At 61.7% G+C, this 24,215-nt stretch carries 20 protein-coding genes and 2 pseudogenes; 16 read left to right on the forward strand and 6 right to left on the reverse strand.

Annotation, left to right across the window (positions count from 1 at the left end; translation table 11 throughout):
* Positions 1-259 precede the first annotated feature (259 nt).
* Together HDG32_RS06165 and HDG32_RS06170 are read left to right on the forward strand one after the other, a co-directional pair.
* Positions 260-1,816: a methyl-accepting chemotaxis protein gene (locus HDG32_RS06165; protein ID WP_184065012.1), complete on the forward strand. Its 1,557-nt coding sequence runs from the start codon at positions 260-262 to the stop codon at positions 1,814-1,816.
* A gap of 66 nt (positions 1,817-1,882) precedes the next feature.
* Positions 1,883-2,269 (forward strand): annotated as a pseudogene (locus HDG32_RS06170) (lactonase family protein); the annotation flags it as partial.
* Between the two features lie 500 nt (positions 2,270-2,769).
* Here the strand turns inward: HDG32_RS06170 and HDG32_RS06175 are convergent.
* From HDG32_RS06175 to HDG32_RS06185, 3 genes are read right to left on the reverse strand one after another with little or no spacing between them, the layout of a single operon-like run.
* Positions 2,770-4,278: an efflux transporter outer membrane subunit gene (locus HDG32_RS06175; RefSeq protein WP_184064422.1), complete on the reverse strand. Its 1,509-nt coding sequence runs from the start codon at positions 4,276-4,278 to the stop codon at positions 2,770-2,772.
* A 29-nt stretch (positions 4,279-4,307) separates the two neighbouring features.
* Positions 4,308-5,447, reverse strand: a complete 1,140-nt coding sequence (locus HDG32_RS06180; RefSeq protein ID WP_184064425.1) for an efflux RND transporter periplasmic adaptor subunit — start codon at positions 5,445-5,447, stop codon at positions 4,308-4,310.
* Positions 5,448-5,465: 18 nt separating this feature from the next.
* On the reverse strand, positions 5,466-8,615 hold the full coding sequence (locus HDG32_RS06185) for a multidrug efflux RND transporter permease subunit (protein WP_184064428.1): 3,150 nt from the start codon (positions 8,613-8,615) through the stop codon (positions 5,466-5,468).
* Between the two features lie 87 nt (positions 8,616-8,702).
* Between HDG32_RS06185 and HDG32_RS06190 the strand changes: the two genes are divergently transcribed.
* The 6 genes from HDG32_RS06190 to HDG32_RS06215 all read left to right on the forward strand — a co-directional run bounded on the left by HDG32_RS06190 (position 8,703) and on the right by HDG32_RS06215 (position 14,085).
* Positions 8,703-9,362, forward strand: a complete 660-nt coding sequence (locus tag HDG32_RS06190) for a TetR/AcrR family transcriptional regulator (protein WP_311539610.1) — start codon at positions 8,703-8,705, stop codon at positions 9,360-9,362.
* Between the two features lie 324 nt (positions 9,363-9,686).
* Positions 9,687-10,775, forward strand: a complete 1,089-nt coding sequence (gene pdhA / locus HDG32_RS06195) for a pyruvate dehydrogenase (acetyl-transferring) E1 component subunit alpha (protein ID WP_184064431.1) — start codon at positions 9,687-9,689, stop codon at positions 10,773-10,775.
* Positions 10,768-11,745: an alpha-ketoacid dehydrogenase subunit beta gene (locus HDG32_RS06200; protein WP_184064434.1), complete on the forward strand. Its 978-nt coding sequence runs from the start codon at positions 10,768-10,770 to the stop codon at positions 11,743-11,745. Before pdhA ends, HDG32_RS06200 begins: the two co-directional genes overlap by 8 nt.
* A gap of 7 nt (positions 11,746-11,752) precedes the next feature.
* Complete coding sequence (locus tag HDG32_RS06205; protein WP_184064437.1) at positions 11,753-12,868, forward strand: dihydrolipoamide acetyltransferase family protein; 1,116 nt, start codon at positions 11,753-11,755, stop codon at positions 12,866-12,868.
* Between the two features lie 512 nt (positions 12,869-13,380).
* Positions 13,381-13,584, forward strand: a complete 204-nt coding sequence (locus HDG32_RS06210; protein WP_012428559.1) for a cold-shock protein — start codon at positions 13,381-13,383, stop codon at positions 13,582-13,584.
* A 276-nt stretch (positions 13,585-13,860) separates the two neighbouring features.
* Positions 13,861-14,085, forward strand: a complete 225-nt coding sequence (locus HDG32_RS06215) for a hypothetical protein (RefSeq protein ID WP_184032310.1) — start codon at positions 13,861-13,863, stop codon at positions 14,083-14,085.
* A gap of 444 nt (positions 14,086-14,529) precedes the next feature.
* On the opposite strand, the gene HDG32_RS06220 is transcribed toward HDG32_RS06215, so the two are convergent.
* Positions 14,530-14,814 (reverse strand): hypothetical protein, encoded by a 285-nt coding sequence (locus HDG32_RS06220; protein WP_184064440.1) that lies wholly within the window; start codon positions 14,812-14,814, stop codon positions 14,530-14,532.
* Positions 14,815-15,350: 536 nt separating this feature from the next.
* Here HDG32_RS06220 and HDG32_RS06225 point away from each other — a divergent pair.
* From HDG32_RS06225 to HDG32_RS06245, 5 genes and pseudogenes are all read left to right on the forward strand, one after another.
* On the forward strand, positions 15,351-15,638 hold the full coding sequence (locus tag HDG32_RS06225) for a hypothetical protein (protein ID WP_090810393.1): 288 nt from the start codon (positions 15,351-15,353) through the stop codon (positions 15,636-15,638).
* Between the two features lie 371 nt (positions 15,639-16,009).
* Positions 16,010-16,281, forward strand: a pseudogene (locus HDG32_RS36980) (translation initiation factor IF-1).
* A gap of 313 nt (positions 16,282-16,594) precedes the next feature.
* Positions 16,595-17,014, forward strand: coding sequence for a hypothetical protein (locus tag HDG32_RS36245; protein ID WP_260336015.1), 420 nt, complete (start codon positions 16,595-16,597; stop codon positions 17,012-17,014).
* Between the two features lie 62 nt (positions 17,015-17,076).
* Positions 17,077-17,292 carry a hypothetical protein gene (locus HDG32_RS06240; protein ID WP_184064443.1) on the forward strand — a complete coding sequence of 72 codons (216 nt, stop codon included), beginning with the start codon at positions 17,077-17,079 and terminating at the stop codon, positions 17,290-17,292.
* Positions 17,293-17,928: 636 nt separating this feature from the next.
* The gene (locus HDG32_RS06245) at positions 17,929-19,050 is read left to right on the forward strand and encodes a sensor histidine kinase KdpD (protein WP_184064446.1); all 1,122 of its coding nucleotides are present in this window, start codon (positions 17,929-17,931) and stop codon (positions 19,048-19,050) included.
* Positions 19,051-19,332: 282 nt separating this feature from the next.
* Here the strand turns inward: HDG32_RS06245 and HDG32_RS06250 are convergent, their stop codons facing one another.
* On the reverse strand, positions 19,333-19,806 hold the full coding sequence (locus tag HDG32_RS06250; protein ID WP_260336016.1) for a hypothetical protein: 474 nt from the start codon (positions 19,804-19,806) through the stop codon (positions 19,333-19,335).
* Positions 19,807-19,952: 146 nt separating this feature from the next.
* On the reverse strand, positions 19,953-20,390 hold the full coding sequence (locus tag HDG32_RS06255; protein ID WP_184064449.1) for a response regulator: 438 nt from the start codon (positions 20,388-20,390) through the stop codon (positions 19,953-19,955).
* 722 nt (positions 20,391-21,112) lie between these two features.
* Here HDG32_RS06255 and HDG32_RS06260 point away from each other — a divergent pair.
* The 3 genes from HDG32_RS06260 (at position 21,113) to HDG32_RS06270 (ending at position 24,104) form a co-directional block, all read left to right on the forward strand.
* Entirely contained in the window at positions 21,113-21,754 is a 642-nt protein-coding gene (locus tag HDG32_RS06260; protein WP_184064452.1) for a hypothetical protein, read from the forward strand.
* Positions 21,755-21,997: 243 nt separating this feature from the next.
* A complete protein-coding gene (locus tag HDG32_RS06265; RefSeq protein WP_184064455.1) occupies positions 21,998-23,500 on the forward strand; it encodes a Na+/H+ antiporter NhaC family protein in 1,503 nt (500 codons plus the stop codon).
* Between the two features lie 130 nt (positions 23,501-23,630).
* Positions 23,631-24,104: a carboxypeptidase regulatory-like domain-containing protein gene (locus tag HDG32_RS06270; protein ID WP_184064458.1), complete on the forward strand. Its 474-nt coding sequence runs from the start codon at positions 23,631-23,633 to the stop codon at positions 24,102-24,104.
* Positions 24,105-24,215 lie beyond the last annotated feature (111 nt).

Genomic DNA, 24,215 nt, shown 5'->3' on the forward strand with positions numbered 1-24,215 from the left:
ATCTGAAGAAGTTTTCCCATGTCTGAGCCTGTCAATCCTCCCAATACCCGGGCGAGCGGGTTTCAAGGTGTCACGCGGAGGGTCGCACTGTCATCGGTCCGCTGGTCAAAGCGCCGCACGGGGGCAACGAAGACCCTTGAAGCGCCCCGCCAGAAGTCTGATGTCCCGGCATAAAGCCTATCTGCATGCCCATTTTCTGAAGAGATCGCGGAATCTGCCGATAAACAGGTCATCGTACAACGCCGGGTTGAAAAGCGGCATGAGAAACGTATCGGTTCGAAATAGTCTCCTGACTGTCTTCCTGATCTTTGCGGCGATGATTTTGCTGGGCGGCGTGATCGGTGTCGGCACGCTCAGCCGCGCGAATGCCAATCTCAACCGCATCCATCAGATTGCGACGCAGGAAATTCTCGTCAACGACGCATACAAGGACTCCACACGCACTCGAGCCGCGCTGACACGAGCCTACTCAGCTCTAAAGGAGCGCAACGACGAGACGACGCGAGACTCGGCATTGAAGAGCGCCGAAACGACGATGAACCGGGCGGCTGCGGAAACCGAGTCGTTTCGAAGCGCCGCCGTTTTTCGTGGCCAGGACGACGGGTTGAAGCAGCAGTTGATCGAATCGTCAGTCAACCTCGCCGCGATTCTGAAGAAAGCCTCCGATGCTCTGCGTGCCGGCGATACGAACGCCTACGCCGCTATCAACGATCACGACATTACGTCAATCGGTGTGGCGTATTCGGTGAATGTCGAGAAATTCCAGAGCATGGCTAACACGTTGTCGAACGATGCCATCGCGCAGGTCGATCGCGAATATACGTGGGTCGTCAGCCTGGTCATTTTCGGAGTGAGCGCGGCGCTGGTCCTGATCGTCGCTGCGCATTTCGCGCTGCGGCGCATCGTGACGACTCCGCTGAACGACGCCGCCAATCTGCTCGATCGAATCGCGGCGAATGATCTGACAGCGCGCATCCCCGGGGCGAGCGGCAACGAGATCGGTCAGCTATTCGCGGCGATGCAGCGGATGCAGCGTGGTTTGGCTCAGACAGTGGCGAACGTGCGCAACAGTTGCGAGGCCATTTACGGCGGCGCGCGCGAGATTGCCGCGGGCAATGTGGATCTGTCGAGCCGCACAGAGCAGCAATCAGCGGCACTGGAAGAAACCGCGGCCAGCATGGAGCAGTTGACGTCCACCGTCAAACAGAACGCGGATAACGCGCAGCAGGCAAGTGCACAGGCTTCGAGCGCAGCCGATGTCGCCGAGCAGGGCGGCGAAGTGGTCGAGCGCGCCATCCAGACCATGAATTCAATCAGCCAGAGTTCGCGGAGGATCGCCGAGATCACCGGGATGATCGACAGCATCGCATTTCAGACCAATATCCTTGCGCTGAATGCGGCGGTCGAATCGGCACGGGCCGGTGAGCAGGGACGCGGCTTCGCCGTGGTCGCAAGCGAAGTTCGCAGTCTGGCTCTGCGCAGCGCGGACGCCGCCCGAGAGATCAAGGTCTTGATCGGCGCCTCGGTCGAGGACGTGGCTAACGGCAATAGCCTGGTCGCGCAGGCGGGTCAGTCGATGAAGGAGATTGTTAGCGCCGTGCGCGGCGTGGCCACCATCATGAATGAAATCAAGGCGGCAACGATCGAGCAGAGCACGGGCATCGAACAGGTCGGCCAGGCGGCGACGCAGATGGACCAGGTGACTCAACAGAATGCGGCACTCGTCGAAGAAGCCGCCGCTGCCGCGAGTGCGCTCGAACAGCAGGCGCAGTCAATGACGAATGCAGTCTCGGCATTCCGCCTCGCCGCGCAATAGAGGCTCCGATTGACCGACGCAAAGCGCTGGTCGATTCAGACAATCTAAGGCATTTCTAACTGGAGTATGAACATGAACGTTAAAGGCGTGCTGGGCGCCACCGCAATTCTGATTGCCGGTGCTTCCCTCTCCTGCGTGTCACAGGCCGCGACGTATGCATATGTATCGAATGCAGATAGCCGGGATATCTCGGTTTTCAGTCTCGACAAGTCGAACGGCTCGCTTGCGCCCGTGGAGACTGTGTCTGTCGGTGCAACGGTGATGCCGATGGCGTTTTCGCCGGATCACCTCCGGCTCTACGCAGGACTGCGCTCGAAGCCTTATCGCGTGGTGAGCTTTGCGGTCAATCCGCTCGATGGCCGGCTGATCGAACTCGGCAGGGCGCCGCTTGCGGATAGCATGGCGTATATCTCGACGGACGCAAACGGCCGTTACCTCTTTTCCGCGTCATATCGGCAAGGGCGCGAACTGGGTTGAACTCGCGGAGTTTGATGGCACAAACGCCGATTGAGGTTTGATTCCCGGATCGCCGTGCGGTGAGCATGGCGTTCCTGATTCGGCTTTCACTGGGCGCCACGATTTGCGTTTTGTCGGCGGTGATGCGTCCAGTCTTCCGGGAGGTGACCTCGCTCGTTCGGACAATCTTTTGAGATTTTAAGTGGAACGTCCGAGGCAATGATGCTGCCGATTTGATCGGCAACGTCGCGAAGTATGCCTCATCCGGCGTCTGAACCGCCAGGCTTGAACGGGGCTGCCTTGGAAAGCACCCGGCGCCCCGTTGCAGAAGGTCGACCCTCCACTTACGGCCACTCTGAACCACTCGAACCAGATTGGCCACGGTCTGCTTGCGGGCCGACAGGATGACAATCCGAGCGGTCCGGAATGGCTTGTCAGGACCATGACTGTGCCGCATGGTTCCGGGCGACGGGAGGGCATGCCCGCGATGAGGATCATTAGCCGCGGTCACGCACCACATCGCTGCGGTTCCACCAACCGCCGCCGACAGCCTGAAAGAGTGCGACGGTATCGGAATACCGGGTGGCCTGAGTCTGGACGAGGCTGATGCGGGCCTGCTGGTACGTCCGCTGCGCGTCGAGCAGCGCAAGATAGCTGATCGCGCCAATGTGGAACTCGCGCTGGGACACAGCGAGGCTGTCCGCCGCCGCCCGCTCGGCTGCTGCCTCGGCCACCACTGCGTCCACATCTGATTGCAGCGCTCGCAACGCATCAGCCACGTTCTGAAACGCCGAGATGACGGTGTTGCGATACTGCGCCGCTGCTGCATCGAAAGCGTCAATTGCGGCGCGGCGCCGGTGCAGCAACGTTCCACCTTCGAAGAGGGGCTGCGTGAGTCCCGCTCCCAGGTTCCAGATCGCGCTTCCCGGCGAAAACAGCGCATCGTTGGTCTCGCTGCCATAGGCGGCGCTGAGCGTGAGTTGCGGCAACATATTGGCGGTCGCGACGCCGATCTCTGCGCTTGCGGCGTGCAGTTGCGCTTTCGACGCGCGAATGTCCGGACGCTGCTCGACGAGTGTCGACGGCAGGCTGACCGGCAACGTGTCGGGCAACTGCAGCGACGCGAGGTCAAACGTCTCGACCAGCTCGTCACTCGGGAAGCGGCCAAGATAGGCCGTGAGCTGATTGCGGGTCAGCGCCAGTTGCTTTTGCAGCGGCGGCAACTGCGCGCGTGTTTGCGCCAGCGTGGCCGCCTGCGCGAGTACCGCCGCATTGGCGACGGCGCCGATCGCGAATTGCCGTTTCAATCCCGCGAGTTGCTGCGTCTCGATGTCGACGATCTCCTCTGTGGCTGCAATCTGCGCCCGCAACGAAGCCTCCTGTACGGCGGCCGTGGCGACGTTCGACGTCAAGCTCAGATAGCTCGCCTCGAGTTCGAAGCGTTGGTACTCGGCTTGCGCGGCGAGCGATTCGATCTGCCGGCGCGTACCGCCCCAGATGTCGAGCAGGTAGGTGACGCTCACCGAGGCGTTGTTGAGCCTGAAGACCGGCACCGTGGTCGAGATCCCGAACGGCGAGCCCGAAATCTTCTCGCGAGCAGTCGAGATGTCCGCACTCACCGTCGGGAACAGCGCCCCTTGTGCTGCGTAAAGCGCTTCGTTGGCCTCGCGAAGGGTGGCCTGCGCCGCCTGCAGGCTCGGGTTGGCCTCAAGCGCACGTTCTACGAGTGCGTTCAGCGCAGCCGAGTGGAATAGCGTCCACCATTGCCCCGGAATGTCGAGAGCTTGCACGAAGCGCTGCGCCTCGCCGCCGTGGACGTCCGACGCGACGGTTCGCTCCGGCAGCGGCTCCCGCGTATAGCCGCTGACCTGCGGCGGCCCCGGTGGCGCGAAGTCAGGTCCGACTTCGCAGCCGCCAAGCAGCGTCGCCGCCGAAAGCGCCGCGCAGGCGGCGCTACGGCAACATGCTGCCCGGGGGTGACGCGCAAAGCCGGGGTTCGATGTCATTGCTGCGCGCTCCTCATGTTACGGGCCGTTTACGAAGGCTTCGCCGCAACCGGTTTCACGGCCATGCCGGGGCTGAGCTTGAGGAGATTGCCGACAACGACCGAATCGTCCCGAACGACGCCCTTCCTGACCGCGACAAGTGGCCCGTAGTCCGAGCCGAGGGTCACGTAGCGCTGCTCGACCCGCTTGTCTGCGCCGACGACGTAGACGTATTTGCCAAGCTGGTTGGAGCCGACGGCCACTTGTGGCACCAGCAGCGTGTTGGGTGCGTCCGCGACGTGCAGGCGCACGCGGATGAATTGCCCCGGCAGCAACGTGTGATCCGGGTTCTCGACGGTCGCGCGCGCGGTGATGGTGCCGCTGCTGCGCCCCACGTTGTTGTCGAGAAACGTGAGCCTGCCACGGTACTGCGGGCTCGCGCCCTGACCGACGATGACCTCGGCCGCGATGGTCCCCTTCGCCTGATCCTGCTGGATGGTGGCGAGATCGGTGTCCGGCGGATTGAAGGTGGCATAGATCGGGTCGAGCTGCACGAGGGTGTTGAGCTGGGTCCCCGTGCTGCTGATGAGCGCACCTTCATGCACCTGACTCAGGCTGAGACGCCCGGAGAACGGCGCGCGGATCTTCGTAAAGTCGAGATTGAGCAGCGCCGTCTCGATGAGCGCATGATCCGCCGCGAGCGCGGCCAGGTCTTGATGCTCGGTGCTCGCGGACTGCTGCAGCGTATCGATCGACACGTCGCCCGTCTCGCTCATCAGCGTATTGCGGCGATGGCTGGCGATGGCATATTCGAGCGCAGCCGCATCCTTTGCGGCCTGCGCCCTCGCCTGATCGAGCGCCGCCTGATAGCTGCGCGGATCGATCTCATACAGGAGTGTGCCCTTGCTCACGTCCGAGCCATCGGACACCCCCTGCTTCGCCAGGTAGCCGGTCACCTGCGCCTGAAGCGTGACGGTGCGGATCGCGTCCGTGGTGCCGACATATTCGAGGTAAACCGGCACGGTATGCTCGACCACCTGGGTTACGGGCACCTCGGTGGGGGCGGCTGGGTCCGGCGCGGGCGGGCTGCCGGTAGCCTGTCGCGCTCCCCCACCTGTGAACGACAGGACGCAGACGACTACGGCGATCGCCAGGACTGTGGCTACAACGCGAAGTTTGCCGACTCTCATTGCGCCGTTGCTCCCCGATCAATCCCCGGACGCCGCCTCGCCGCCATCGCGAGGCGCGCGACCGATACGTTTGAGCACGGCCTCACGCAAGTGCTCGATCACCGTGTAGAAGATCGGCACGAATCCCAGGCTGAGCAGGGTGGCGGCGAGCATGCCGCCTACCACCGTCGTCCCGATCGACCGGCGGCTCGCGGCGCCCGCGCCGGAGGCGATCATCAATGGGACGGCGCCAAAGATGAACGCGAACGCGGTCATGAGGATCGGGCGCAGACGCAGGCGGGCCGCCTCGGTCACCGCCGCGACGATATCGAGGCCGGCTTCGCGGCGCCGCTTGGCAAATTCGACGATCAGGATCGCGTTCTTCGCCGCCAGCCCGATCAGCAGGACGAAACCAATCTGCGCATAGATGTCGACCTGCATGTGGCGCAGCCACAGCAGCCCCAGCGCGCCGAACAGGGCTAGCGGCACCGTGAGGATGATGGTGAACGGCAACGTCCAGCTCTCGTATTGCGCGGCGAGGAACAGGAACACGAAGGACAGCGCGAGCGCGAAGACCATGCCCGCGACCGAGCCGGCCTGCAGCTCCTGATAGGTAATGCCCGTCCAGTCATAGCCGAAATCCGCCGGCAAAACGCGCGCTGCGCGCTCCATCGCCGCGATCGCCTGGCCCGAACTGTAGCCCGGCGCCGCACTGCCGGTGATCTCCGCGGCACCGTAGAGGTTGTAATGAGGCACCGTGTCCGGCCCCACCGTCGGTTCGAGCCGGCCGAGCGTGCCCAGCGGCACCATGCTTCCCGCGGCGTTGCGCACGTAGAGCCGTGACAGGTCGCTGCGGTTCCCGCGGGCGTTGTCGTCGGCCTCGAGCAACACCTCGAAGGTGCGGCCGAACAGCGTCACATTGTTCACGTACAGCGAGCCTAGATAGATCTGCATCGTTTTGAACACATCGCTCAGGTTGAGCCCGAGCAGCTTCGCCTTCACGCGGTCGAGATTGAAATCGTATTGCGGCGTCGAGGTGTTGTAGCTGGTGAGCAGGGTGCGCCGCTCGAGTTCGGGCTGTTGCCGCGCCTGGGCGAGAAAGGCCTGGGTCGCCTCGCCGAGTGCGGCACTGCCCCGGCCGCTCAGGTCCTCGATTTCGAAATCGAAGCCGCCGAAGGTGCCGAGGCCGGCAATAGTCGGTGGAATCAGTGCAAGCGCCACCGCCTCCGGAATCTGATTGAGCTTCGGCTGTACCGTGGCGATGAGGTTGGCGACGCTCTGCTTCGCACCTCGCTCGTCCCACGGCTTCAGGATCACAAACTGGGCCGCACTGTTCGACGTCGTGCTGCGAGTGATGAAATTCAGACCGCTGATGGACAGCACGTTCGCCACGCCGGGTGTCGCCCTCAGGATCGCGCGGGTCTTCTCCACCACGGCTTCGGTGCGTTGCAGCGAAGCGCCATACGGGAGTTGCGTAATCACATAGAAATAGCCGGGATCTTCAACCGGCAAAAAGGCGGAAGGGATCGTCGAATGGAGCAGCCAGGTCACACCCAGGCCGCACGCGAAGACCGCCAGCGCGAGCCAGCGCAGCCGGATCAAGCCGCGCAGCGAATTCGCGTAGTGGCTGCGCGCCCAGTTAAAGCCTTGATTGAACTTGCGAAACAGGATGAACCGTGGCGGCCTGTCCCGTCGCAACAGCAACGCGCAGAGCGCCGGACTGAGCGTCAGGGAATTGAACGCCGAGAGCGCCACCGAAATGGCGATGGTCAACGCAAACTGATTGTAGAGACGGCCCGTCACGCCCGGCAGGAAGGCGATCGGCACGAACACGGCGCCGAGCACTGCCGAGGTGGCAACGATCGGCCCCGTCACTTCCCGCATCGCCGCCTTGGCCGCAGCCATGGGCGTAAGCCCGCTCTCGAGTTGGCGTTCGACATTCTCGACCACGACGATCGCATCGTCGACGACGAGGCCGATAGCGAGGACCATGCCGAGCAGGCTGACCGTGTTCAGCGAAAAGTCGAGCACCAGCATGATCGCGAGGGTGCCGATGAGCGCCACTGGAATGGCGATCATCGGAATGAACGTGGTCCGCCAGCTCTGCAGGAACAGGAACACGACGCCCAGCACCAGCAGCAGCGCAAAGCTAAGCGTCTTCATCACCTCGACCATCGAGGCGGACACGAACATGGTGGTGTCGTAGGTGATGCCCCACGCCATCCCTTTCGGGAAGCGCTTTGCAAGCGTCTGCATCGTGGCCTTGACACGCTGGTCGAGGTCGAGCGCATTAGCGCTCGGCAACTGGAAGACGGCGAGCAGCGCCGCCGGGTGTTCGTTCACGGAGGCGCTAGAGGTGTACTGAAGTGCGCCCAGATCGATGCGCGCCACGTCGCGCAGATACACAGTTGCGTCGCTCGCCGTGCCGGCGCGCAGCACGATATTGCCGAATTGCTGCGCGTCCGCCAACTGGCCGTGGGTGTTGATCTGGTATTGAAATGTCGTGCCCGCCGGCGCCGGCGCCTCGCCGAACTTGCCTGCGGCGACCTGCACATTCTGCTCGGCGATCGCATGCTGGACATCGGTGGCTGTCATGCCGAGCGCGGCGAGCTTGTCGGGGTCGAGCCAGATGCGCATCGAGTAGCGGCGTTCGCCGAAGATCGTGACATCGCTCACGCCGGGAAGGCGCTTGAGCGAGTCGACGAGTTGGAGATAAGCGTAGTTGCTGAGGGTGACAGGATCGATCGAGCCGTCTGGCGAATAGAGATTCACCGCCAGAACAAAGTTCGGGTTCTGCTTCTGGATGGTGATGCCGGCCTGATTGACGATGCTGGGAAGCTGCGCCGTCGCCTGCGAGATGCGGTTCTGCACGTCGACCGCGCCGATGTCGATGTTGTAGCCGACGTTGAACGTGACGGTGATCGTGGACGTGCCATCGTTGGCACTCACCGACGACAGGTAGCTCATACCCGGCACGCCGTTGATCTGCTCTTCGAGCGGCGCGGTGACGGTGTCCGCCACGACCTGCGCGCTCGCACCCGTATAGGTCGACTTGACCAGAACCTGTGGCGGCGTGATCTGCGGAAACCGCTCCACCGGCAGGTTGAACCAGGCAATGAGCCCCGCGAGCACCATGATGATGGCGATCGACGATGCGAAGATCGGACGCTCGATAAAGAAATCGACCATTGACCTCGCCCCGAGTCCCAGGTAGCTTGACGGAAACGCGCCGGTATAGTTTCCGCCGTCGGTAGACATTGTCAATAGGCCTGGATCGTGACGCGCGAAACACAGACTCAACCTATCCGATCAGGCGGGCGTCCTACGCTGCGAGAGTCCGAAATTCGTCTGCAGCGCCTGCTCGATGTTGCGCAGCGCCATTTTCTTGCCGCTGGATATCGCGAGACCAGCCTTGAAGGCATCGCGCGAGAGGCGGGTATTGCAAAAAAAACGCTGTACGATCGATTCGGCAGCAAGGCGGGCCTGTTCAGCGCAATCGTCGAGACGCTGCGTCGTTCATGGATCACGCAGCTCGGCGATATCGTGCTCGATGCGCGCCGTCCGGAGCACGTCCTCGAGAAGGTCGCGCTCCATCTGCTGGATGTGGGCACGCGGCCTGACATGATCGCATTGCATCGCCTGCTTCTGACCGAGGCCTATCGTTTTCCCGAACTCATCAGCGGGTATTACAACAAGGCGGGTGGACTACGCGGCATGGAGCCGCTTTCGGACTATCTTCGTTCGGCAGTCGCCGATGGCGCATTGCAACTCGATGACGTTGCGCTGGCTACCGAGCAGTTTCTACACCTGGTACTCGGCGGGGTCCGCGCGCGGCTGCTGCTTGGCGCCACCAGGAGGCGCCCCGGCGCATCGGAGCGCAACAGAATCGCGCATGAGGCGGTCCGCATCTTCCTCGCTGGATGCAAGGTGCTTTGAGCGAGCGCGTTCCGGTCTTCGTCCGATTCTGCCCGGCCGATATTCGCCTGGAGCGGCCGCGGCCGGCGGGATGCCGGCCCAATTCCCGTCTGCTTCCGGGGCCGCGCAACCGGCCACCCGCTGCTGCATTGCGACAATCGGGCGTTCGTATTCCTGGCTGCCGTGCCGCGTGTGGTTGAGGCGGCGAGGAATTGGCCCCCTGTACGTGTTTCCCTTGCCTAAACTCAAGTTGGTACGCGCCGAACTCTGACGGCACAAACGCGGTAGCGCTCGCGCGCGAACTCCGGCACGTATTTGAAATCTGAAAGAACATGGGGGGCGGACATGACGACGGCTGTCAGCTTTCATATCGGCTATACGCAATATCTTGGCCCCGATGGCGAGCCTGTCCAGTCATTGCCAGCCTTCGCACGTGACCCGGCGGCGCTGATTGCGCTCTATCGCGCGATGGTGCTGACACGGGCGTTCGACACGAAGGCGGTCGCGCTGCAGCGTACCGGCAAGCTCGGCACCTTTGCGTCGTCGGTCGGCCAGGAGGCGATCGGTGTCGGTGTCGCCAGCGCGATGCAGCCCGACGACGTGCTGTTCCCTTCGTACCGCGATCACGCCGCGCAATTGCTGCGCGGCGTCACGATGACGGAAAGTCTCCTGTATTGGGGCGGCGACGAGCGCGGCAGCGATTTCAGCATGCCCCGTAACGATTTTCCGAACTGTGTGCCGATCGGCACACAGGTGTGCCATGCGGCCGGCGCAGCCTACGCGTTCCTGCTGCGTCACGAGCCGCGCGTTGCGGTGGCGATCTTCGGCGACGGCGGCACATCCAAGGGCGATTTCTACGAGGCGATGAACATGGCCGGTGTCTGGCAGGCGCCGCTTGTGCTCGTCGTCAATAACAACCAGTGGGCGATTTCGGTACCACGCAGCCGCCAGAGCGCTGCGCAAACGCTCGCGCAAAAAGCGATCGCTGCAGGAATAGAGGGGCTGCAGGTCGACGGCAACGACGTGATCGCCGTGCATCAGGTTGTCCACGCGGCGCTCGCCAAGGCTCGCCGCGGCGATGGCCCGACGCTGATCGAGGCGCTCAGCTATCGCCTTGGTGATCACACGACGGCCGATGACGCGACGCGCTATCGCGACGCCGAGGTCATCGGCAAGCAATGGGAATACGAACCGCTGCTTCGTTTGCGCACCTACCTGATGCACGTGAACGTCTGGACCAAGGCGCAGGACGAGGAACTCGGTAAGGCGTGCCGGGCGCAGGTCGAGCAGGCCGTCGACGCGTACCTGGCGATACCGCCTCCGGGCCCGTCCGCGATGTTCGATCACCTGTATGAGGCGTTGCCCCCGGCGATGCGTGAGCAACTGGCGATGGCGCAACGTTTCGCGCCGGCTAAGGGGCACGGCGATGGCTGACCTCAACATGGTCGAGGCCCTCAATCAGGCGCTCGCATATGAACTGGCGCACGACCCTGCCGTTGTGCTGCTCGGAGAGGACATTGGCGTGAACGGCGGCGTATTTCGCGCGACCGTCGGGTTGCAGACGCGCTTTGGCGCTCAGCGGGTGATCGACACGCCGCTGGCCGAAACCGCCCTCGCCGGCTGCGCGATCGGCATGGCGGCGATGGGCGTTAAGCCCGTTGTGGAGATCCAGTTCGCCGGGTTTGTCTATCCGACCATCGATCACATCCTGAATCATGCGTCGCGTCTGCGGCATCGAACGCGCGGACGACTGACGTGTCCGCTTGTGATCCGTGCGCCATGCGGCGCAGGCATTCACGCACCGGAGCACCATTCCGAAAGCCCTGAAGCGCTGTTCACCCACATACCCGGGCTGCGCGTCGTGACGCCGTCGTCGCCAGCACGCGCGTACGGCTTGCTGCTGGCGGCGATCCGGGACCCGGACCCGGTGATCTTCTTCGAGCCGACGCGGCTGTACCGGCTCTTCAGGCAGCCGGTGGAGGATGACGGCGAAGCGCTGCCGCTCGACAGTTGCTTTACGTTGCGCGATGGGGCAGACGTCACACTGGTGAGTTGGGGAGGCGCGTTGCAAGACGTGCAGGCCGCGGCCGATCTGCTCGCGCAGGAAGGCGTAATGGCCGAGGTGATCGACGTGGCGACGCTCAAGCCGCTCGACATGAACACCATTCTCGCGTCGGTGGCGAAAACCGGACGCTGCGTGATCGTGCATGAGGGCTCGCATGCCGGAGGGGTCGGCGCGGAGATCGCCGCCAACATCGCCGAGCGCGGACTGTACTCGCTGCTCGCACCAGTGCAGCGCGTCACCGGTTATGACGTGGTGGTGCCGCTGTACAGACTCGAGAATCAATACATGCCAGGCACTGAGCGCATCGTTGGCGCGGTCAGGCAGGCGCTGCAAGCGTAGGGATGCCATGAAAATCTTCAAACTGCCTGATCTCGGCGAAGGTTTGCAGGAAGCGGAGATCGTCGAGTGGCACGTCAGGAGCGGCGAAGACATTCGCGCGGATCAACGGCTGCTGTCGGTGGAAACGGCGAAGGCGATCGTCGATATTCCGTCGCCTCAATCCGGCCGAGTCGCGAAGCTGTTCGGCCAGCCCGGCGATATCGTGCATCTGGGGGCGCCGCTCGTCGCATTCGAAGGAGCGGCCGACGAAGCCGATGCCGGTACCGTGGTCGGTCATATGGAGGTCGGCCAGCATGTGGTGCGCGAAGCGCCGGCGGCGCTCGGCGGCAGCCCGGGCACGGGTGTCGGCACAATCAAGGCGATCCCGGCGGTGCGGGCGCTCGCGCGCAAGCTTGATGTCGATCTTGCGATGGTGACACCGTCGGGGGCGGAGGGTGTCATCACGGCGGCTGACGTGCAGCGCGTCGCGAAGATACTTGCTCAGCTCGGTCCGCCCGAAGTGCTGCGCGGCGTGCGGCGCGCGATGGCGCAGAACATGGCGCGCGCGCAGAGCGAAGTGGCGGCCGCGACCGTCATCGACGACGCCGACATTCATGAGTGGCCGCCACATACCGATGTGACGATCCGCCTGATCCGTGCGCTGGTAGCAGGATGCAGCGCCGAACCCGGGCTCAACGCATGGTTCGACGGACATGCGGGACGGCGCCACGTACTGGAAAAGATCGACCTTGGCATTGCCGTCGATCTACCGGATGGCCTCTTTGTACCGGTATTGCGCGACATTGCGCACCGCAACGCAGCGGATCTGCGCGGCGGCCTCGACCGGATGCGTGTCGACATCCGGGCACGCAAGATTCCACCGGAGGAACTGCGCGGCAATACGATCACGTTGTCGAACTTCGGCATGATCGCCGGCAAATACGCAGCTCCCGTGGTCGTGCCGCCCACTGTCGCGATCCTCGGAGCGGGGCGCATTCACGAGCAGGTCGTGGCGGTAAGTGGCGTTCCGGCCGTGCATCGGATCTTGCCGCTTAGTCTGACGTTCGACCATCGGGTCGTCACGGGCGGCGAAGCAGCACGGTTTCTCGCCGCAGCGATCGTGGATCTGCAGATGGCGCAGTAGCTGTGACTGCGCGAATTCAAAAATTCAGAAGGTGTATGCGTTGTGTCCAGCTTGGGACGTTCGCAGATTTCTGCTGCCAAGCCTTAACGGGTGGGGGGACAGCCCTTCAACGATAGCGCCTGTTCAATTTGCTCGGGAGCGTGTCTTGTGCTAACTGCGATTGCGACAACATGGCGTCCGTTCTGCATGTGGAGCATGTTGGCCATACAGGCACAGCGAAATCGTATGCCAATCCGTAAATCGATCGAGGCGTGCCGGTTCGCAGCTTCGAGCAGCGCACCCGGTCTTTGGATCGCTTCGTCTGCAAAACGGCCCCGCCTCGTGAAACAGTTACAAGATAAGTATTGACGCTGGTACCACTTGGCGGTTAGGGTGTCGCATGAAGTTCAAGAAGTTCGATTGCTGTTCATCAATTGCTCGCTCCTCAGCGGTATTCGTTGTCCTCTCCCTCCTTGACGCTTCATACGCTCTTCAACGGAGCACATTTTCCCGTTTTTTCTCAAGGATTCTTCATGGATACCGGTACCGTTAAGTGGTTCAACGATAGCAAAGGTTTTGGCTTCATCACCCCGGACAAGGGCGGTGACGACCTTTTCGCTCACTTCTCCGAAATCAGCGGCGACGGCTTCAAGACGCTGGCTGAAAATCAGAAGGTGAGCTTCGAAACGAAGCAAGGCCCGAAGGGTCTGCAGGCAGCTAACATCAAGCCGCTGTAAAGTTTGAAGAGCCCGGCGTTCCGCGACGGACGCCGGGTTGCAGGGACATCCTTACGGAGCGTTGTTTCCCGAAGTGGCGTGTTCGCTCCTGGCTGCATCGGTTTCGCCGGCATCTTGCCAAGCGCCATACGTCTCATTGCGCTCATTTTCCCCTCTGGCATTAGCGCCACGTCTTCGCTTTCCGACTGCTTCAGATTCGGCCTGAGATGCCTTTGAATCGGCGTACCTGTGCACATTTCGCAAGGCACGCGCGCACTCGACATTATTAAAACTAAAATGCAGAACAAACAAATTCAACAATACAACGGCTATGCCGTCCAGCCCTCGGCGCATCGTTTGCCCGACGGCAGTTTTTCCTCCAACCTGCTGCTAGAACGCGCCGATAGCGAGCGCGCGGACGGCCGCTACCAGTTCTATTCGCTCGATTACTTCACGAGTGAGGAGCAGGCGTTGCAGCACTCGACACGCTGGGCACGCAACTGGGTCGACACGCGCGGTTAACGGAGACGCGCCAGTTCTGCACGCTCAACGCATCTTAGGCGTCAGGACGCGTGCAATAAGGCGCGCGCAAACATCACGCGCGATCGATCGGTTACTTTCCGATTTGAGCCGGGCGCTCAGTGCGAACTTCTTTGAGCTTTCAGAATGGGTCGAAGTGTGGACGCAGGCGCGGGCGGACGGCAATCACCCATCGGTCACTATGCGGCCGAGATGGAATGGACATGGCTTCCCTTCGGGCATGACGGTATCTACTTCGTGGTCGACGCCTGAGGAGGCGATGACCGGAACTGGCAGCAATGCGGTCGCACCGGCATAGCCTGCCGAGCATGTGGCGACTGACGATCAGAAGGTCAACTTCTTTATCACACACATTGTTGATGGCGTGCCCCTGGCGCGCGCGAACACGGGTACCTTCTGCATAGACTCGGGTTCTGGCTTTAGCACTCAGGGGGATTCCAGGATGGTGCGAGCAAAGCCGTCAGTATCAATCAGCATTTCGGCGTAGGCCACCGACGCGCGCCTTGCGTCGCCGGCATTCAAGAAGGGCCTCTTGCCGGGCACACGGAATAAGCGACTTCGCGGGTTGTCCGTCATGGAATCCGGGTCGCTGATGCGAATCGACGCATCGAATCCTTCCTCGTAATTGTGACCATGTCCCGGTTGAGTCGTGCGATGCGGATACACGAGTAGGGAAATATCGAGACCGCGATAATGGCGAATGGTTGTCATCAGGTCACTCCTTTTGGCCGCAGCAAGCAGCACGTTTTTGATCGTTGTGCAGGTTTGGCCGAAGGAGATACGCCCCCGAGCCACACCGACGAGGCGACCGGAACGAAGTTTCCTGGCTAGCTGTCCGGTACGCGGATACCCGAGCTTCGTGCTTAACATCCGCAAGCGTTCCCTCACCCGGCATTCCGCTCACGTTTGTCCGATCGGGCACCACACTGTCCCGAACTCACGAAGTGGGTCGCTCCCGTATCCTTGGCCAGCCTCATCGCGCGTGGCAAGCAGACGCTGTTGATCGTGGTGTTCTTGAAGGGTTTGCAACGTAAGCGCAGAGGTGGAACCAGGCAGGCAGTCGTCGCCGGCCATCTAAGCCAACGCTATGACAATCCGGGCAGTGCCCCGCTTTGCCGACCCCACGTTTCAAGGTACGCGCGACAGTACTATCGGTCAATACAATTCTGGTAACAGTCTCCGCGTCTGCGCGGCCCGATGTAACCCGTTCCAGCGTATAGTGAGCCATACCCTGTGGAGTGACCAACATGTCGACACACCCGATTCTTCTCTACAAGGGGTACGAACTTCATCCCCTTGTCTTTCCCCGCACATTCAGTCGCTTTGACGGACATTCCCGTTACGCGGAAGGTTACGAAATTGCAGTACGGATATGTCGTCCGGCGGCGACAGCAATTCCCTCCGCAAGCCGGGTCTTCAGGCTGAACCAAACGCATACGTTCTCTGACTTCGGTACGGCAAGGCGAGCCGCCCGGCAGCAGGGAAAGGACATCGTCGACGGAAAGGTGAGCGGCGCTTCGGTCATCGACATATGAAAACGCCGCTGACGGACAGCATCCATCGATGTGCTCGATCGTGCGACGAATTACTGTCTGCCTGATGGCCGATCTGATCGCCGCTCGCACATAAAAGGCGGCCGGCACCTCCCGCTCTTTGGCGACCGGTATGGCCGCATTCCGCTGCGCAACGGACCCTTTACCCGGCGGTGAGCATACCTCATTGCCGCAATAGCGGGACAGGGCTGCGATCGACATGCTGTTCGGGACGCTCGCCGGCGATCATCCTCCCGAACGATTCGCGATTTGGCCATCCCCGAAGATTCGATGTGGCCGGCTGCAAAAACGTACCGCAGACCTGCAAGTCGAGCAGCAATTGGCGTCGCTGGCTCACGCCGTCTCGTCGCCCAATCGGGCCACGCGTTCCCGGCGGTTCCGCGACGAACACGTACCCCCGAAATGAAGTCGGTCCGGATAGCCGTTGCGTGTCACGCTCGGCAATGGCGTGGTCGCGGGCGCGTCCGCGTCGTGCCAGAGGCGCAAACATCGCATCGGTCTCCTCGCAGGCGGCCGGGTAACGCTGGAACGCCTTATGACCTGACGAAAGGGTGAATCGATTTCCGCCAAAAAGGGCGAACGGGGCTGCACTGCAGTTTCGCGCGCTTCGTTTCGCCGTCGTTGAATTGTTGACGTCGAGACTGCTTGCCGCGCATGTCGGAGGCGCACTCTGCGTCGCCACATGATGAGCCTGAGGAGAGAGGCAGTCCGATGTGGATCTTCGGATCGCCGCCGCCTACCGGCGCTGCGGTACGTAAGTGCCGGGTTGACTTGCATGGTCCCCGTGATGCTCTGACGGCGCCTGGAGCACGAGTTTATCTGTACAAATCCATCAATGGGCGTAGCATGAAATCGTCACTCGACCTGCGACCGTTCCTCGCGTCCCCAAGCTGCTTACCCGACGGAACCGGAGATCCGCTTTCACCCAAAACCGAGACGTGGCCGACCTCCTGAAGGGCTGCGGACGCAGTGGCCCACGTCGCTACGCTTCGTCTTTTCCGCTACACAATGAGACGGCCTCAAAGGTACCGATCACAACCGGTTCCCGTCTCTACCGCAGGCTCGAACTTCATCCGCTGGTGGTTGACTCAGAGCCGTTGCAACCATTGGAGTCTGGTATGGAAAGAAACGACCTGCTGAAATGGATTCGGTGCAATGGTGCTGACATCGTCGATCGGTTTCTGCCGCCCGGCGCGCAGGGCGAACTGGATAGCCTCATCCATGACCACCGTCACGAGATCGATGCGGGCGCGTTTCTGATGTTCATGTCGATTCGTGCGCTTCTATGCGAACGCGGCATGGCAAGCTGCGATTCGGATCGCGAGGCCGGACAAATCATGGCCATGCTGAGCACTTAGGTCGCGCTTTTCGACGCCCCTCTGCGACAGTCGCAATCGAGCGATAACCCCAAAGGAATACCATGCGCTTCAATTCCACCCTGATCGTTATCGACCCGACCCCCCGGCGGGCCGACGGCGAGTACATGGCCCACGCACGCATCAGCGGCAGCCGTGCCGACGGCACCGGGTACGAGATTCATTCGAGTGGCGATCTGGCAGGCTTCGACGCACGCGAGGACGCGGTAGCCTATGCGAAGAACTGGGCGCAGGACTGGCTGCACGCGCGCTTCGGGTGACAGACGTCTCACCTACGGACGCAACGGGAGAGGGATTGGCGTGCAGGCCGGCCATTCGCCATCAGAGGAAGATGCAGCGGGGTGTTGGTCACGCGTTTCGATCCAATCGCTTGCCCATCGGTTCTGGTAAACCGGTGCCTTTGCTTGACGGCCGCAGTACCCGAGAGAGTAGAACTCGAAAAGCAGGGGGCCGTACGGACATCGGATCACCTAAGCGTCAGGTCTAAAGAGAAAGAGCCGTCGGAGACTGCGTGGGCCGCATTGTCGGGCGAACACCCTTTGCGCGACATCGACCGAATCAGTTTCGCGTCGCGCGTACGTGAGAGCCACCCCGGCCAGCAACGTCTTCTCCCGGATGTCGTGTTCAAGCTGCAATTGGCGGATATCGCGTCGAAGCGATTCGACCTGCCGCTCCAGTTCTCCCCGCTCAGGGGCGTGCGGCGAATCGTTGTGGCGTTTCATGAAAGGCCGGACACGAACGCTCACCACTGTCGAGAAAATCCAGGCGGTTCATTACGAGTACATGGACTACCTCCAGGTAGTCCAAGACGGTGTAAACCCGATGGATCCCGCGACGAACTGGCGCGTAATATCGGTTCGGCTAAAAATCTCCTCAATTTCTTCGCCGGAGCAGGCATGCGACTGTCCGATTTTATCGTGCAGGAAATGGAGCCCATTCTGGCGCAGTGGGAGGCGTTTGCCGCCACGCTGCTGCCAGCCGCTGGCAACATGGGCTCCCTCGCGTTGCGCGACCACGCGCAGCAGATTCTGGAAGCAGTAGCCAGAGATTTGCAGACTTCGCAGACTAGGGAAGCGCAGCACGAAAAATCCTTGGGGCGGGCACCCCGGCTGACGGATGCGCCGGAGACAGCTGCGCAATCCCATGCGGTCCTGCGCGCTCGAGGCGGTTTCAACATCAACCAGCTGGCCGCGGAATACCGCGCTTTGCGTGCAAGCGTGCTGCGTTTGTGGATGGATGAGTGTCAGCCCGATGCGCCTCATCTGGATGACATCATCCGTTTCAATGAGGCCATCGATCAGGCGCTGGCCGAATCAGTCGGTTTTTTCAGCACACAAGTCGATCAGGCTCGCAATCTGTTGCTTGGGATGCTCGGACACGACATGCGGAGCCCGCTGCAGACGATCCAGGTGACAGCTTCATATCTGTCCGCGCTCAACGCGGGGCAGCGCGTTTCAGAAGCTGCAGCCCGTCTGGTGCGCAGCGGCGCCCGGATGCAGGCACTTCTGGATGATCTGTGCGATTTCAACCGAACAAGGCTCGGGCTAGGTATTAACGTCATACCTGCTCCCGTTGATCTGACGAAAGTGTTCACCGATGAGCTGGACCAGTTGCGCGCAGTCCATCCAGACCGGCAGATCGAGCTCGAGGTGCACGGTGACGTTCAGGGTGTCTGGGACGGTCCGCGTCTGCAGCAACTGCTCGGCAATCTCGTTCTGAATGCGCTCAGATATGGCGCGCGAGACGCGCCCGTTCGCGTCGTGGTGACTGGCGACGAGGCCGAGGTGCGCTTCGAAGTCTGCAATAGCGGACCAGCCATCGAGGGACTGTTGCTGGAGCGCATCTTTGACCCTCTTCAGCGAGGTCCAGAGCGAAAAATCAACGAGGACGCGCAAGGCAGCCTTGGGCTCGGGCTGTATATCGCGAGCGAAATCGCCAAGGCGCATCACGGCGCGATCGAGGCGCGGTCCGATAAAGAAGAGACCGCATTCGCCGTACGTCTGCCGCGCCGGGCGTAGCAGGCGAGCCCGGCTTGGTAACGGGCATGCCACGAATTATGTGGGGATTTGCTGGTGGTTTTACACCTGCCGAGACGCGCCCATTCCATCGCCGGTCCTCACAGACCGACCACGACTGCATGAAGCAAATCCGCGGCATCGTCGCAACAGGAAGGGTGCGCGCCCCGATTACCTATTCGGCTCGGGCTGCTCCATGCGCGCGATCAGCCTCGACCATTGGAACCCGGTCAGATCTCATCGAGAAAACGCGCTCGTGCACGCCATCGGGGTCTCGCGTCGCCATTATTGTTTCATCGCGCCAGTTGCGTTCGAGTTTGACGCGCCTTGAGGCGACATCGCGTGCTCACGCTTCTGCATCAATGTGCCACTGGCGGGCTTGCTGTTGCCGGCGTCCGCAGCACGGCCCATGCTCTGGCCAGCGGCACCCGGCTGCGCGTTTTGAGTATCACGGTGTGCTGGCGCAGCGTTGCCGGTGTTGGTCTGCGCAAATGCGCAAGCGCTAGCGATGATGGAAATTGCGCTGATTCCTGCCATTATCAACTTAATGATCGTCTCCCGTTCGGGAACTGCTTTCTCTGACCTGCGTGCAGCATGAGGCATGCCCGGAGGAAGTGGCAAACAATAGGTGTGCGCTGTTGCCGCCCGCGAGAAGGGGGACGAAATTTCTTGCCATCTTTTACCTTGTGTCAGCGCGCAGGCGCTGCTCTGTAGCGACGGTTCCTGTACGGGCTCATTGCTGACGATGTGATGGGTCACGACCGTTGCATCATTCCAGTCAAATCTGAAAACCCAGGTGGATGGCTCAACCCGGGTTTCAGCAATCTCACCGCTTTCGGCCGTACAGCAAACACCGCCTTGCTGCGTGTATTAACCCGGGGCTTCGCATTCCAACAGCTTGGGCTTTACGGCCAGCATCGCGAATCGATGGCTCGCCAGCGCGCCGCGGCGGGGTACTCGGAGTCGCGTGGTGCCCGCGTATAGGTCAGGCGCGCTGCAATGTACCTGTCGACGGCGTCAAGCAACGCCGCTATCGAGGCCGGCTTTCGCAGGAACGCTGTCCAGCAGCGAATCCCTTCCGTAGGTTCCGGCATAGCCGACAGCAGCACCACCGGTAAGCCGGAAAACACCGCCTGACACTTCAGACGCCGGCAAAGCTCCTTGCCGTCCATTTCCGGCATCTCCAAATCGGTGATAACGAGTTCCGGAAAATCCGTGTGGGCCTTCTGCAGTGCGTCCCATCCGTTCTCCGCGAGCACAACACGGTGTCCGCGACTCTCCAACGCCAGTTGCAGCGCGCATCGGTTTTCAAGGTCATCGTCGATGAGCAGTACGGTGGACATGACACGACATGGTGGGAAGGATCCTACTGGGTCTCGCAAGCGGCATACCCAGGTAGCGCTCGCTGCCTGTTCGACTACCGTCTGCGTCCAACACGTGGGCGGTCGGGCGACATCGTTGCGGCATTGCGCTCGCCCGCTTTGCTCTTACCAAAGCAGCAGCGCAAGTCCGCCGCACCCCGTTGACTATATTGGATACGTCGACCGGTGAGAGTCATCGACTTGAACCGGATAATCATAAAACTTCCGTCTGGAAGTTAATCGACTTGGTGTTTTGGTGACGGCTTGGGTCATGTCGGCGATCACGTGAGTTCCTCGCTGCGAACGCGGATGCGCCGCCGACCAATTCGCGGGACGGCCGATTAACCCAATCCGGCCGCTTTATGCCAAATGAATCGCGCCATTGAAACCGGCGAGTTGTTACTGGCCGGAACGATTGACCAGTTCGAGTTTTTCTGCCGCCGCAGATCATTGAAACTGGGATTTCACTGACCTGGAATTTTGCGGTTACCCGTCGGATATTCACTTCTGCCTGGGGAAAAAACGGTCGTTTTTTCTCGAATTAGTGTCGGATTCTTCCGTCGTTGTTCCGTCTATGCGGGGTAGACCCACACAATCAGCGCACAGTTAATTAACGAAAAATCATAATCCTTGCAAGGCATGAATAACCACGATCGGTTATGAAAAGTTGAAACCTCGGCTGGGTTGTGTAGCGGCAGCAAGCCTTGGACTTGCAGTCGGAAGGGAGCTACGTCGGTTACAACCCGGGCAGCAGCGGTGTACTCACAGTTGCCGGTGAAGGTTCGACGTATACGAACGCGGGCTTTTTTATTGTTGGGAACAGCGGACCTGCGCAACTGAGCGTGACAAATGGGGGCGCCGTTTCCAGTTCGAGCGGGACTCTGCAGAACGGGGGCGGATCGACGGCGACGGCCGTCGTCAGTGGCGCCGGCAGCACGCTTTCCGCCGGAACCTTTCTCGGTGTCGGTGTCAGTCCGGGCAGTGTAGGCATGCTGACGATCACTGACGGTGGCAGGCCGACGAGTGGCAGCGGGACTTACCTCGCCTTCAATGGTGCCTCGGGCGGCCTGCCGCCATCCGCAGGAACGATCGTGGTGTCGAACGGTGGGTTGCTCACGTCACCGCTCCTCGTGATCGGTTCGAGCAGGACTGCGGATTTGCAGATCAAGTCCAACGGCACTGTGACGATTAGCGGGAAGACGATTGTCGGCGCCATCGCGCGGACGAGCTCGCTCGAGATCAGCGGTCCTGGAGCGTCTGGGGCGACGTCGGTTTTCGCTACGCCTCGTGAGCTGCCGTTGACTGCAGGTCTCGCGCTGAGAGAGAGTAGGTACGGCAGCCTGTAACCGCAGGCGGGATGCTCGGCACGAATCCTGCAATTCTTCACGCAGCAACGATTCTTTCCTATGCTTTAAGCAACGGCGAGCCCGCCGGAGCTGCCATTGCCGAGTCGCAGGACCGAGGGCCGCACGCCTGCGCCGTGACATCGAATCAAAGCAGCCGTTCGCGCATGTTTCGATGATTCACCGGCTACCCGGCGGTCTGGATGGCAACGTTTGGACTACCCAGCAAACGAACGGAGCGTGGCGATGAAGCGGAGCGAGTCACCCCAGCCGGTCACGATGCTCGAAGCACTGATACCGATCGCTGGCCTCGTCTTTCTCGTCAGTCTGTCCTTCTACCTGTTCGGCGATGGTGGTGCGAACGGGCCGAACCAGGTGGCACTCGTCGTGGCGACCATGCTGGCCGTATTTGTCGGTTGGCGTCGCGGTCATTCGCTCGCTTCGCTGGGGGAGGCCGCGAATGCCAGTGTCAGTTCCGGTATCGGCGCGATTCTCATCCTGTTCGCAGTCGGCGCGCTGATCGGCACGTGGGCGCTCAGCGGCACGATCGTCGCCATGGTCTATTACGGGCTGAAATTGCTGAACCCGGACTACTTTTACGTCACGGCGGCTGGAATCTGCGCGGTGATCTCGTTCGCCATTGGGACCTCGTGGACTGTCGTGGGTACGATCGGAATCGGCCTGATGGGCATTGCGCACAGCATGGGCCTGAGCCCCGCCATAACGGCCGGTGCAGTGATTTCCGGCGCTTATTTCGGCGACAAGTCTTCGCCGCTCTCGGACACCGCGAATCTTGCGGCCGCTGCCGCCGGTGTCGACCTGTATCAACACGTGCGAGAGACGCTGCTGACATCACTCGTCGCGATTGTCATCACGCTGGCCGTGTTTTATCTGCTTCGCCGCCCGGGCGCCTTCGATGCGAGCGCGGAGGTTGCGGCAATGCAGAGCGCATTCTACATATCGCCCGTGCTGTTCCTGCCGCTCATTCTTGTCGTCGTGCTGACGCTGTTCCGGCTTCCGCCATTTACCACCATCTTTCTTGGCGCATTGGCGGGTGGCGTGGTTGCCGTTTTCGTCGAGCCAGCGCGAGTCCTCGCATTTGCCGCCGCGCGAGAGGGCGTGCCGATCCCGATTGCGATGCTCAAAGGCGTATGGCTTGCGCTTGGGAGCGGCTACAGGTCCACGACTGGAAATCCAGTGCTTGATACGCTCCTCACTCGCGGCGGTATGGACAGCATGTTGAATACTATCTGGCTGATCATCACGGCACTGGCATTCGGAGGGGTGGTCGAGAAGTGCGGTGCGATAGAACGCCTCATTGCTCCGGTAGTCAATTGGGCCAGGAGCGGTGGGGCGCTGGTCGGCTCCCTGGTCCTGGCGACCATCGCGACGAACATCGTTACGGCAGACCAGTTCATCGCAGTCGTGCTGCCGGCCCGGATGTTCAGAAATGCATTCGCGGCACGCGGCTACGCGCCCATCGTGTTATCGCGTTCCGTTGGTGATTCGGCCACGACCACAGGCGCGCTGATCCCCTGGAACAGTTGCGGCGCGTTTATGGCGGTGACCCTTGGCGTGCCGACACTCAGTTATGCGCCCTATGCCGTATTTTGCGTGGTAAGTCCGCTGCTGACGGTGGCGATCGCCTACGCGGGTATCCGCATGCCACGCGTCCCTCCTGCCCAAGCCGGGACCTCAACGGCAGGTGGCCCCCCAGCTCCGGTCCATGAAGACGCCAAACAGAATTGACGGGTATTCTTACTCGAGTCGTGAGGCACCCTCGCTCGTGGCCGATACCCGGCGCGCGATGCGTTTCCAACCTATTGCAAGCGTTCTTCCGTCCGACGAACCGTCGGCAATACTGTAAGGAGCAGTCAAGATGAAAATGCAACGAAACGCTCCCCGGATCGCGTCCATGATGCTCGCCGCGGCGTTCACACTGGCTCAGGCAGGCGTCGCAGTGTCGCAGACGGCTGCTCCGCAGAGCGCCAGCGAGATCCATAGGACCGGCATGCCCGAGACGCAGCAGCAGGGCGACATATCGTTCGTGACCGGCGGAGTCGGTCGCGACGAGTCGACTGCGCTGCGGCAGGCACGAAGGCAGTGGCCGTTGTCTCTGCAGTTCACCGGTCCCGGGGCGAGCTATGTGGCCGACGTCCAGGTGAAGATTGCCAAAGCTGGCGGCGCGACCGTGTTCGAGGCCACGTCGAAGGGGCCGTACATGCTCGTGCGGCTGCCTCAAGGGCGCTATACGGTCAACGCCACTTACGGCAGCGTGACCAGAAGGGAGACCGTGAACGTCCGCGGCAATGGCAGCGCGCGTGCGACGTTCGCGTTTCCGTCCACCCACTGAGCGCGGTCCCGACGCCGCGCCGAAGGTCGCGCGCGGCGCGTTCGTTTGACCCAGCCATAGGCTTATTTGGCTTTTACACGCCAGTATCTGTACTTTTGCGGAACGAAAGCC

It is taken from the genome of Paraburkholderia sp. CI2 (assembly GCF_014201055.1).
GTDB lineage: Bacteria > Pseudomonadota > Gammaproteobacteria > Burkholderiales > Burkholderiaceae > Paraburkholderia > Paraburkholderia tuberum.